The organism is Clostridium sp. CS1-1, from assembly GCF_056135525.1.
Genome location: NZ_CM148680.1, coordinates 3,985,706 through 3,997,825 on the forward strand (window position 1 = coordinate 3,985,706; position 12,120 = coordinate 3,997,825).

The window sequence follows — 12,120 nt, forward strand, 5'->3', positions numbered from 1 at the left end:
CCTCTATTACAAAATTTTGCTTAACTTTAAAACTAGATTATAAGAAAAGCACCTTTTCACATTAAAATACCACTCTAAATTGTATCCATTAGAATTAGATATACTTTCATATATTTTAACCATATGTTCTATATCAACATCTTCTGGATTATGTACATTATAAAAAAGCTTTCTGTAAAAATTATGTTCTTTAGTAAAACACTTAATAAATTTATAATTATCAGTTTCCTGTGTACGTTTGGGAACCACATTTAAGATTAAAATAACCTCATCATTAAAAATTCTATATATTTGAGGGAATAGATCAAAATGTTCGCAATGGTTTGCATAAGGTCCTGGTGAATTATCTACTACTACCATATCATATCTTTTTTCTACATACTTTAACTCTTCAAACGAATCAGTTATTTTTACATTTGCGCACGGTAAATTCTTTCTCAAATCATATTCATATTCGTTATTAAATTCCCAAACATCTAAAGAATATACTGTGCCATAATAATCTATAGTATGTACTTCTCCATTTCCGCCAAAAACCTCTAATGCTCTAATTTTGCTTAAGTTTATGTTTCTATTTAATAACTCACCTATAACTTTCATCATCGGTGTACCTATACCCGGAAAACACATATATTTTTTTATATTCATTTTATTTAACTGCCTAGCTATTTCTAGATAGTATGTACTGGTTATCATAATAGTATATTCTTGTAATTTTTTTAGTTTTTCAGGACTTATTATTTCTATATTATTTATCTTTTTACCAATTTTATTTTTATCATTATCACAAAAATACTTAATATCATATTTTTCTTTCAGCTCTTTGAAAGCCTTTTTTCCTAATTCACTCGCTCCAAACAAAATAATCTTTTCCATCATTATTCTCCTTATTCATGTATATATATATTTCCCAAAAAACTTTTTTATCTATAATATTTTTTAAAAATTGATTTCGATTTTAAAAATTCCGGTACAGAAAAAAGTATATAATACAGCTGAAGCAAAGTATTATATTAGGAGCAATTTACTTTTAGATATTAATCTATAAATGAGAAAAGAAAATTAATATTAATTAATAAAGTTAAGTTAACTCTTTATACTAGATAAAACTAATTTCATTAATTTTCACATTTAAGTTTAATCTACTAACAAAATATTGATTAACGTTCTTGTAAATACTCCTGCTAAACTATTTATAATTTTTCTCCAAAAATTATTTCTTTAATTTTTAAAGTATCTATACTTTTTCTTAAATTTTTATTTATAAAACAACAGGATATTGTGATCTAATATTTTAGTTTCAATTCTAGCTATTAATTCCAAGCGTGATTTATTGAAATTATTTTAATCATTGGTATAAAAACTTAATTACTATATTTGTATTTTAAAATATCATAAACATATTAGTCCTAATCTAGATGCATCAAATATAATTACATTTCCATATAAAACTCCTACATTTTAATCATAGTTTCTTAAAAATAATATAAATTCTATTTTTATAAATATTGTTTTTTCCATATGTTGAAATACATTTTTTGTGTACCTCCAAATGCTCTGAAAAATTCTTCTATATTTTTTATACATGAACCTTCAAAATCAAACTTTTGGGTCACTTCAGACGAAAATTTTATAGCTTCCCATAAAGCTAATGAAGTAGCTCCACTATTTCTTAAATTAGGGTCTCCCCCTCCCATAAGATAGTATGCACTTTTGTTATCAAAAACTATATAATTAGCTGCATGTACTCTATCATTTTCATCAATTGCAAAAAAACTCTTTTTTGCATTATGTTTATTCATAATTTCATCAAACTTCTTTAAAAAGTCTATGGTGTATGGAGTTTTAATATTTTGCCGCTCAAATGTTTTTCTATTAATATCATATAATTCTTCTATAGGTAAATCCTGAATTATTTTTATATTATTTTTCATAGCCTTGTTAATATCATATTTTATGTTGTATTTAAAATTATTTTTTACCTGTTCTATATTTGATAAATCTTCTATAACATAAGTATATCTGCAATACTGGTTGTATCCTTTCCACATAAAAGGAAGCCAATTAGTAAATTTGTAATTAAAATTAATAGAATAATTCTTAATTTTAGGCATTTTATTAACTAAACTTTCTATTACATCTTTTTCTTTTGATATTTTATTAGCATATTTTAAGTCTCTAAAATCTTTTAACAATATACCAAGAGTTTGAGTAAGCATAGGCATAGTAAAACATGATTTTTGAGTTTCAGGTAAAATCATCCCCCCTAAATATTCACCTGTCTTATCTACACAAACATAGATTTTAAAATCAGCTTGTACCCCTTCCATATACCATGTTTTATTAAAAATTGAACCTTGTGGTGACTTATCAACAAACTCATTCCATTTTTCATACTCTTTTTCTTCTAGTATTCTTATGTTATATTTTGATTTTATTTCATCATAAACTATGTTCCCTGATGTCGGCAAAAAAAACTCTTCATTATAAATCTTTATTATATCTATTCCTTCTTCTTTTAAGTAAGCAATTCTTTCATAAATAGTCTGTTGATATACATCTGATGAAATTATGATAGCATCTATTTGATTTTTTATGTCATCTAATAAATACACTTTATATCCAAAAATACTTTTTCCTATTTTCTGTTTTTCTTTATCAACTAGTCCTATTATTTTTTCTTTATTATTTTCTTCTAAATAACTAAGTAAAAGCTCTGTATGTCCCCCAGTACCATATACAGCAATATGCTTTTTTTCATAGTTTTTTATCTTATTATTTAATTTTTCCAACATTATTTTTCTTGAATTAATACTCATATTGCTCTCCTCTTTTTTTGAATATATTGCCATTGGTAATACTAACTATTTTTATAAGTTTCTAATAAATTCTTCTCCATATTGCTCCAGTTATATTTTTTTCTTACAGCATTTATACCATTCTTGCTATAAACTTCATACAATCCTCTATCACTCAATATTTTATAAACTGCATTCCAAATATCTTTAGGTTCTAAAGGATTTACAACTATACCTGTATTAGCTTCCTTTATATATTTTTCTATATTACCAAAATTACTTCCAACCATAGGCAATCCAAATGTCATATATTCAAAAGTTTTTATTTGAACAGTTTTTTTAAATGTTAGTGATGGTTTAAAAATAGCCAATCCTACTTTACTTTTTAGATAATATTTCTCTACTTCCGGATATGGAACCCATTCTTTCAATATTACATTATTACTCAAATTGTTAATTTTTATAAATTCATTCATTTCAATTTTTAAAGTTGAATCTGATATAGCACCTAAAAATAATAATTTAAAATCAGGTTTATATTTGCTACCTATTTTAACCATTTGCAAGATTTCCATAGCACATCTCATTCTATTTATACCACCACAATATATTGCATCAAACTCTTTTTCTTCATATTTTTTATATTGATTAATTTTGAAATTTGTATAATTATAGATTATTTCTGCTTTATCTTTTCCAACAGCATTAATAAATTTTTTATTTACTGATGCTTCTGTGGTTATAATATAATCGTAATTTCTAGCACAACTCAATTCCCAAAACTTCACATAATAAGAATATATATAGTTTGAAATTTTCTTTAATCCTGATAGCTTTTTATATTCTCTTATTTGCTCAGGGTAACATTCATGAACATCGTAAATAACCTTTGGTCTAAAAGGTAGTGATTTTAACTTTTTACCTATTATATTTATATACAAATCATGAAAATGATATATATCACATTTTAAACTTTTGGCAATTTCATATATTTTATCATATGTACTTAAACTTAAGGTTTCATTGTAGAATAAATTTCTTTTTAATATACTTTCATATTTTTTCAATCGTGGCTTTATAGTATAATATTTTATTCCTTCCTCACTTATACCATAATCATCTTTATCTGATATACCTATACAAAAAACTTCGTATCCATTTTTTTTTAATGAAAGTGCTTCTTTCCAGTAAATTCTGTCGTCAAAAATACCATGGTTAGTAGATATCATACAAATATTCATATATTTACCTCACAAATTCTCAGTTATCAATCCATATATTCTAATACTTTCTTAATAATAAACATGTAATGTGATGTTTTTTATTTTTATCTGATTTCATTGGTGGAAATATTTTTTTTCCTTGATCCCAAAATTGACCTTCAAATAATTCATAGTATTCTTGTTCAACTATCTCTAATTTATTTTCTTCTATCCACTTGTTTAATTCATTTCTAGAATATATTTGGCATATATAATTAGGTTTTTCTTTAACACATGAATTTTCTAAATCATATGCATTATATACATACTTTTTCTCATTATAAGGAAATGTAAGAATAAGATATCCATTTTCATTTAATAAATTGCTGCATTGCTTTATTGCTTCGTCACTTTTCTCTATATGTTCTAATACACTTATGCATGTAATAGCATCAAATTTTTTGCCTACCTTAGATTTAGTAATATCATCATTTATTATATTATAGTGATAATTTTGGAATGAATCCCCCCAATAATACTCTATCTGATCAATAGCCGTTACATTAAAGCCGCAATCACTCATTACGCTTGGCCATGCTGTTGTACCTGAACCAACATCTAAAATTTGCTTAGGATATATCATTGATAGAGATTTAAAAGAAAAGCTATATTCTATAGGTCTTTCATTTATAGTGTTTCTTTTTAATTTATTGCATTCGTTTAATAAAAATGGTCTAAAAATTTTTCGTATTCTTCTATATATATCTTTATTTACTTTATCAAATAACTTTGTAAAATCCTCATAATATTCCAAATCGTAAATTGATTCAATTTTTATATTTTTAAGTTTATTTTTCAATTCATTTTTCAATTCATCCGCTATAGATTTAGTCCCTACCGCTATTAATACATTGTCAGTATTTTCTGAAATTTCATTTATACTTTTATAAATACATTGGTCGCTTAAGACTGGATCAATAATACCTCCAGTTTTATCTATAAATCCGGTAACATTACAATCACTCTTTGTTTTAATCAAATAATATGCTGTAACTCCAGACACATTCGCACCAAATATTACATAATTTTTCATATAGGCACTTCCTTACTTTATAATTTTAATTTTATAGAAAAACAATTGTTAGTTTTATAAAAAATACTTAACTACACAAGATATAAAAAATAATCTCTTTATCTATATAAAATACTCTTTGAAAGTAACATTTTTATTATTTAATCGTATCAATAATTTATATATAAAATTTTTTTCAAATTTACATATTACAAAAATTAACATTGAACATCGTTTTATTTATTAAAAATATTATCAATAATTATTTTTAAAGAGTTGACAATTAAAAAATCTTCATATCTCCCTTCCCCACCTTGAGTATATTTATCTAGCTTGCGAAGATAACATTCAATATCAATATACTTATTTATAAGCATATAATTATTACTTAGCTGTTTCTTTAAATTATTATATATATTTTCACCTTTAATCCACTCCCCAAAGTCTGTATAACTTTTTATATTTTCTTCATTCAACCCTATAAATGTATAATCCTGTAAGTTCAATTCAGATAATTGAACTAATATTTGTTTATAGTACATACTGGCAACAACTACTGAAACATCATTAAAGTTAGTTAGTTGTTTCGGAGAAATAATTTTTATTCCATTCAATGTTTTCCCCCACTTATTCTTATCATTATCACAATAATACATAATATTAAAATCTTTATTTAATATTTTATATGCTTTTTCCCCTAGCGTAGAAGCTCCAAATATAATAATATCCTTAAACTTAATATTTAAATAATCTTTATTGATATTGCTTGAATATTTGTCGATGTCATCTATATCCAAATTAAAAATTATAGGTAATTTACTTCTCTCCCACGGTATTCCATCGTAAAACTCAGGAAAATACTTTAAAGCCATTTGTATATATATTTTATGAGATTTTCTCCATTCATCAGGTAATGAATATAAATAATCAAAGAAATTATTTTCCACAAACGGCGATAAACAATTATACTTGTCTCCCATCATATCAAATAAAATGGAACTTCTATTTTTAATTAAAAATTTATCAAAAATATAAAAATCACTAGACGGATATCTCTCCTCAACTGTCGTATTAATATCATATTTTATTTGATTTTTATTAACTAAAAAATCTTTATCTTTAATGCCATATGTATTTGATTCATTTTCATATAGATATGTTTTTATCTGTTCTATATTTTCTTTATTTTCAAGTTCTTTAAATAAAAAGTCCCCACCTACTGTTTCTCCACCCAAATAACCTACTAATAGTGGATATTCGTATATTTCTTCTTTATCTTTTATATTTAAACAAGCATAATCTGCAATTATTGGACATAGGGTATTCTTTAGTGACTCACTTGAATTTATCCAATATTGTCTATTGTCTATTTCATAAAATTTATATTTTAAATTTGCTCTCTCTGCAACCATTTTGGCAATTTTTCCATCTAAACAATTTTCCAATCCAATTGTGTATGTAAAGTTAATTTTATTATTAAGATTAAGATAATCTATTGCTGCAACTACAAGCCTGGAGTCCATTCCCCCTGTAATTGTTATATTAAATTTATCATGTTTTGCTAATACCTTATCAACTGCTTCAATCCATAGTTTACCTAACCTATCCACAGCTTCTTCAAAAGTATCAACACATTTTTTTTCAATATCCCATTTCCAATATTTACGACTTTCTATGTTACTATCTTTTATTTTTATTATAGTAGATGAATCCATTCTTTTTATATTTTCTAATAATGTTTTATTATTTAAAATACAACCATATTTAAGATACTCTTTTATACTGTCATCATCAATTACTTTGTCATCAAAAGAATTTAACATAATATCTGGATAATTGGTAAACATATATGAGTCTTCATTTGTAGCATAATAAAAAGTCTTAGATCCATATCTATCATTTATAATAAATATTGTATTTTTTATGATATCTACTAAACATATAATAAACTTACCATTTAGCTTTTCTAAAGCTTTTTCTCCATATTGTTCATATAAATGAACTATAAATTCAATATCATTTGTTGTTTTAAACTTGTGTCCTAATTTCTTTAATCTTTCTATATCGACATCATAGATTTCCCCCATCATGAATCCATATATTGATTTATTTTCATTACCTATTAATTCATTGTTAGTACATAAAACTTTATCGTTAGCAAATTCTATATTTATATCATTAAATTTATATGATAAATACTCATAATTCCTATCTTCGGCATATCTCTTTAAATAATTTGGTTCTTTAATATTCTTACTTATTACCAAATATGACATAATAACCTCTTTCCTGCTTTCTATAAAGTTTAAATCTATATATAAAAACAATTATTATTTCTATAAAAAATACTAGTTTGATTTGATTCTATTCTACATGGTCCTATACCTAAAAATTGTAGTTCTTTAAATCCATTATCCTTTAGAAAATTATATCCTTCCCTATACTCTTCACGTAATGTATCATCCCATATAATAATTCCATCATCTTTTAATGCTTTTATACAATTTTTACAACAGTTAACCCTATCTCTTCCATCAATAACTATTACATCAAATTTCTTATTATAGTTAAGTATTTCTTTTGAATATTCTTTTCCATATTCAAGCTCTACATGTTTTATAATCACGTTTTGGGGTACTTTCTTTTCTACTTTCTTATACCATTCATGATCATGCTCAACTGAATAAACTTGTGACACTTTATCAGCCCACCATAATGTGCTATTCCCTGACCCATATTCAAAAATACACATTTTTTCATGTATTTTTTTTGATATAAAACTAATTACATTATAAGGTAACCACGGTAATTCGTTTCCATGAAAATCAACCAATTTATTTTCTAAAATACTCTTTAACCATCCACTTTTATACAATTCACTTTGTTTATCAAATACATTTAATAATAAATTTGTTATACTATTAAAACTTAGCTTGTTATCTAAAATATTTTCTGCAATCGATGCTTGAAACTCATCATTAATAGAAAATTTAAATGGTATAAAATTATACGAAACACTTAATACCTTGAATTTTTCCTTATTCTCTATAAAAAATTTATAATATCTATTATAATTTAAAACACTTATTCTATTTATGATTAATTTTTCCGTTTTAACAATATCTGTTAACATACCATTTGAGCATTCTGGCATATAAAAATCGTAATTTTCAGTAACCATTTTTACTAATATTTTTTCCATAAAGTCTTTATCCAAAAATATTTGTTCTGCCCCAATTCTTAATATAAAATCAGACTTAATTGTTCCTGTAACCTCTAATAATCTTTCATTTACATCATCCTTACTCGAATAGTTTACTATTATTTTGTTTGAAATACTTTGTAAATAACTCAAAGCAATATTTTCTTTACAATCATATAAATTTAATACAACTTTATCAATCTGTTTAATTTCTAATAATTTATTTATTGTATAATCTATTACTGCTTTTCCTTTTAATTTTTTTAATAAATATGTATTATATCGTAAGTCTGCTTGAACATATGCAATTATATTTGCCATCAATTTACCCTCCAAAGTTTTAGTATGTTGATTATTAAATATTGAATCAAAGTTTATATTCTATAACAATTTAATTTATTAACATCATATACCTTATTTGTTTTCACGTTTTTAAAATTAGTTTTTGACCATTAAATTTTCCAATAGTTTTTTAATTCATTTTTATTTAAATTATGATAAACGTTTTTAGTATCAATAATAAAAATCTCTTTAAAAATTGCAATCTTTTTTATTTCTTCAAAATCTATATTGTTCTGCCTTGCTAGTATTAATACTACATCACAATTATCTAATGCATTACTTAAGCTACCTGCTATATAATCCTTTTTTACTTTAACCTCTGGATCAAAAGCTTTTACACAAGATCCTTTTTCAATAAGTAAATCTATAATTTTTTCTGCAGGACTCAATCTAAAATCATTTGAATAGTCTTTCATAGCTATCCCAATAACCGCTACATTTGAGTCTTTTAGATCTTTACCAATTGAATTTAATATCTCGTCCACTTTGCCTACTATAAATTCTGGAATTTGCTCATTTTTTCTTCTAGCTATTTTCAGTAATTCTAGATCTAAATCTAATTCTTCTGCTTTAGGATTTAAATAATAGTATGCATTTGGAATACAGTATCCTCCAACACCTGGTCCAGGAGTTAGAAGATTAACTCTTTTATGTGTGTTTGCTACCTCTATAACTTCAAATATATCAACACCTAATTTTTCTGTAAATCTTGCAAACTCTTGAGCCATAGCAATATTTACATCTCTTTGAACATTCTCCATAACTTTAGATGTTTCAACTACCTTTATACTACTAGCTTTTATTATATCTGATCTACAAATTATTTTTAATAATTCACAAGCCTTTTGTAAACTTTTATCATTTATTGCAGCTACAACAGTTGGCATATCTCTAAATTCTTCAAAAGCTTTTCCTTCAGCAATTCTTTCTGAAGAATAAGCAAGATAAAAATCTTCTCCACATATAAGTCCTGAGTATTTTTCTAGAAGAGGTATTATTATATCTTCTGTAGTACCAGGTACAACTGTACTTCTTACAATAACCAAGTCTCCCACTTTTAAATTTCTTCCTACTTCAATTATGGCGTTTTCTAAGCTTTTTATATCGGTTGTTTTATTATTAATTGGAATACCAACAGTTATGATTATATTATTACATACTGACATTGCATCTCCAATACTAGTAATTGCTCTATAAACATTTTTACTTAATTCATCTTTTAAAACTTCTTGTATGGTTTTATTTTCATATTTCTCTGTATGGTAAGTTATTCCTTCGTTTAACTCATCTACTAACGTTTTATTTATATCTACTCCAAAAACATTGCATTTATTTAAAGCGTAGCTTAAAGCCAACGGTAATCCTACAAATCCTTGTCCAATTACGCATATATTGGTATTTATATTACTCATTTTTAATCATCCTCTCAAAACAAAGATAAAACATATGATAATCTTCTACAAATATTTCTATTTATGCACAATTATTTTATCGTATGTACTTTTATGAAACTTAAGAAAAATCCCCCAACATACTTGAAATATTGCCATATAAATATTAACAAAAAAGAGGAACCCTCTTTTTTAGCTTTCTAAAAGCTTAAAATCCATCGGAGTTCCCTTTACTATATCTACTCTTGCCTTCTTACCCAAAACATCCTTAAAATACTTAGTTTCCATACCAAAACCCGGTCTTATACTTTTCACATTCTCCTCAGTAAATTCCTCTCCTGCTTTAATATCTTTTACTACAAACAATGATCTAGAATGTTCTCTACTTCTCTTTTGTTTTTTAGTAAGTTCATAACTTACCTTTCCTATAGCTTTTTCAACTTTTCTTATATCATCTACCATTTTCTTAAACTCTTCTGGCTCCATAGAAAAAGCCGAATCTGGCCCACCCTCTTCTCTACTTAGCGTAAAGTGCTTTTCTATTACCTTTGCCCCTAAGGCTATTGCACCTACTGATACTACTGTTCCTAAAGTATGATCTGAAAGTCCTGTTAACACATCAAAGGTTTCTTTCATATTAATCATAGTTTTAAGGTTAACTGATTCCACTGGTGCTGGGTAACTGCTTGTACATTTTAAAAGAACTATCTGCTCATTTCCCATTCTTTTGCAAGCATTTATTGCTTCTTCTATGTCCGCTAAAGTTGCTATACCTGTAGACATTATTACTGGCTTTCCTTTGGATGCTATATATTCTATAAACGGAATATCTGTTATTTCAAATGAAGCTATTTTATAAGCTGGCACATCCATTTCTTCTAAAAAATCTACTGCGGTTTTATCAAAAGGAGAGGAAAAACATATAAGCCCCATATCTTCTGCTATTTTTTTAAGCTTAGGCTGCCAATCCCAGGGAGTATAGGCTTCTTGATAAAGTTTATGTAGGGTTGTCCCATCCCAAATTGTTCCCTGCTTTATTTGAAAATACTCATTATCACAATCTAAAGTTATTGTATCTGGTGTATAGGTTTGAAGCTTTATAGCATCTGCACCTGCTTCCTTAGCTGCCTTTATTATATCTACTGCCTTATTAAAATCTTGTTGATGATTAGCAGACATCTCCGCAATTATAAAAGCAGGCTGGTTTTCACCAATTAAACTATCACCGATTTTTATATAATCACTCATGCTTTTCACTCCTTAGTCAAATCCATTCCTTTTCAAACTTTAAGGGTTTGTATATTTTGTATATTGGTTAAGTATAAACTATCCATCATTAACTACTTTTCTGTTTTACATCCATGTTTATTCTTGCTATCTTTGGATTTTCATCTAAATATTTGACTACTTGTTTTGCTGATACAAATTCATCTTGAAAATGCTCATATATTGTTTCCACTAACTGAAAATCCTCTTTTGTGTCCACACATAATCTATAATCTCTATTATAGATTCCCTGACCTTTTACATAACCTATGTTAAATTCCTCAGGATGTTTGTACATATAATATGTAACATGCTCCCCATACATATGTATTTGAGCTTTTTCTTCTTTTGATTTTTCATTTATATTTTCAATAAGACTATTATAAGAATTATAAGCTTTGTCTAAAGCTTGTCTTGAAAATATTTCTACATCAAAACCTCTTATAAAAGTGTCTGGTACATCTAATCTTACGTAGTCATAATTGTACATTTTAAAATAACTCACTACATTATCTACTATAAATGGGTCTATTAAAGGACAGTCTCCTGTAACCCTTATTATTATATCCCCACCGAAGTTATCTACTGTATCTTTATATCTTTTAAGAACGTTATCTTCATCCCCTCTAAATACATAATACCCTGCTTTTTCGACGATTTCTACTAAGAATTTTTCCTTATTTTCTATGGATGTAGCAAGAATTGTTTGATCTATATATTTACTTTTTCTTAATCTATCTAAAGTATGTAATATCATGGGCTTTCCTAAAATAGGCTTTATAACTTTTCCTGGTAATCTTTCAGATCCCGTTCTCGCCTGAACTACACAAAGAACTTTCATACTATA

9 protein-coding genes and 1 pseudogene are annotated in these 12,120 nt (G+C 25.8%); all 10 read right to left on the bottom strand.

Annotation, left to right across the window (positions count from 1 at the left end; all coding sequences use genetic code 11):
- Window positions 1–6 precede the first annotated feature (6 nt).
- Entirely contained in the window at window positions 7–876 is an 870-nt protein-coding gene (locus tag AC0N0V_RS18760) for a nucleoside-diphosphate sugar epimerase/dehydratase (protein WP_474460260.1), read from the bottom strand.
- Between the two features lie 317 nt (window positions 877–1,193).
- Window positions 1,194–1,332 (bottom strand): annotated as a pseudogene (locus tag AC0N0V_RS18765) (IS982 family transposase); the annotation flags it as partial.
- A gap of 167 nt (window positions 1,333–1,499) precedes the next feature.
- The gene (locus tag AC0N0V_RS18770; protein WP_474460263.1) at window positions 1,500–2,819 is read right to left on the bottom strand and encodes a GNAT family N-acetyltransferase; all 1,320 of its coding nucleotides are present in this window, start codon (window positions 2,817–2,819) and stop codon (window positions 1,500–1,502) included.
- Between the two features lie 41 nt (window positions 2,820–2,860).
- Window positions 2,861–4,039: a glycosyltransferase family 4 protein gene (locus AC0N0V_RS18775; protein ID WP_474460266.1), complete on the bottom strand. Its 1,179-nt coding sequence runs from the start codon at window positions 4,037–4,039 to the stop codon at window positions 2,861–2,863.
- A 40-nt stretch (window positions 4,040–4,079) separates the two neighbouring features.
- Window positions 4,080–5,093, bottom strand: coding sequence for a class I SAM-dependent methyltransferase (locus AC0N0V_RS18780; RefSeq protein WP_474460269.1), 1,014 nt, complete (start codon window positions 5,091–5,093; stop codon window positions 4,080–4,082).
- A gap of 215 nt (window positions 5,094–5,308) precedes the next feature.
- Window positions 5,309–7,348, bottom strand: a complete 2,040-nt coding sequence (locus tag AC0N0V_RS18785) for an asparagine synthase-related protein (protein WP_474460271.1) — start codon at window positions 7,346–7,348, stop codon at window positions 5,309–5,311.
- A 35-nt stretch (window positions 7,349–7,383) separates the two neighbouring features.
- Window positions 7,384–8,595 (bottom strand): class I SAM-dependent methyltransferase, encoded by a 1,212-nt coding sequence (locus AC0N0V_RS18790; RefSeq protein ID WP_474460273.1) that lies wholly within the window; start codon window positions 8,593–8,595, stop codon window positions 7,384–7,386.
- A gap of 131 nt (window positions 8,596–8,726) precedes the next feature.
- Entirely contained in the window at window positions 8,727–10,028 is a 1,302-nt protein-coding gene (locus AC0N0V_RS18795) for a nucleotide sugar dehydrogenase (RefSeq protein WP_474460275.1), read from the bottom strand.
- Window positions 10,029–10,199: 171 nt separating this feature from the next.
- Window positions 10,200–11,255, bottom strand: a complete 1,056-nt coding sequence (gene pseI / locus AC0N0V_RS18800) for a pseudaminic acid synthase (RefSeq protein WP_474460277.1) — start codon at window positions 11,253–11,255, stop codon at window positions 10,200–10,202.
- Window positions 11,256–11,343: 88 nt separating this feature from the next.
- The gene (locus AC0N0V_RS18805; protein ID WP_474460279.1) at window positions 11,344–12,114 is read right to left on the bottom strand and encodes a cytidylyltransferase domain-containing protein; all 771 of its coding nucleotides are present in this window, start codon (window positions 12,112–12,114) and stop codon (window positions 11,344–11,346) included.
- Window positions 12,115–12,120: the final 6 nt, after the last annotated feature.

Excerpts from the sequence above, each read along its gene's own strand:
- AC0N0V_RS18790 (WP_474460273.1), bottom strand. The coding sequence starts at position 8,595 with ATGGCAAATATAATTGCATATGTTCAAGCAGACTTACGATATAATACA.
- AC0N0V_RS18795 (WP_474460275.1), bottom strand. The coding sequence starts at position 10,028 with ATGAGTAATATAAATACCAATATATGCGTAATTGGACAAGGATTTGTA.
- AC0N0V_RS18785 (WP_474460271.1), bottom strand. The coding sequence starts at position 7,348 with ATGTCATATTTGGTAATAAGTAAGAATATTAAAGAACCAAATTATTTA.
- pseI (WP_474460277.1), bottom strand. The coding sequence starts at position 11,255 with ATGAGTGATTATATAAAAATCGGTGATAGTTTAATTGGTGAAAACCAG.
- AC0N0V_RS18775 (WP_474460266.1), bottom strand. The coding sequence starts at position 4,039 with ATGAATATTTGTATGATATCTACTAACCATGGTATTTTTGACGACAGA.
- AC0N0V_RS18780 (WP_474460269.1), bottom strand. The coding sequence starts at position 5,093 with ATGAAAAATTATGTAATATTTGGTGCGAATGTGTCTGGAGTTACAGCA.
- AC0N0V_RS18760 (WP_474460260.1), bottom strand. The coding sequence starts at position 876 with ATGGAAAAGATTATTTTGTTTGGAGCGAGTGAATTAGGAAAAAAGGCT.
- AC0N0V_RS18770 (WP_474460263.1), bottom strand. The coding sequence starts at position 2,819 with ATGAGTATTAATTCAAGAAAAATAATGTTGGAAAAATTAAATAATAAG.
- AC0N0V_RS18805 (WP_474460279.1), bottom strand. The coding sequence starts at position 12,114 with ATGAAAGTTCTTTGTGTAGTTCAGGCGAGAACGGGATCTGAAAGATTA.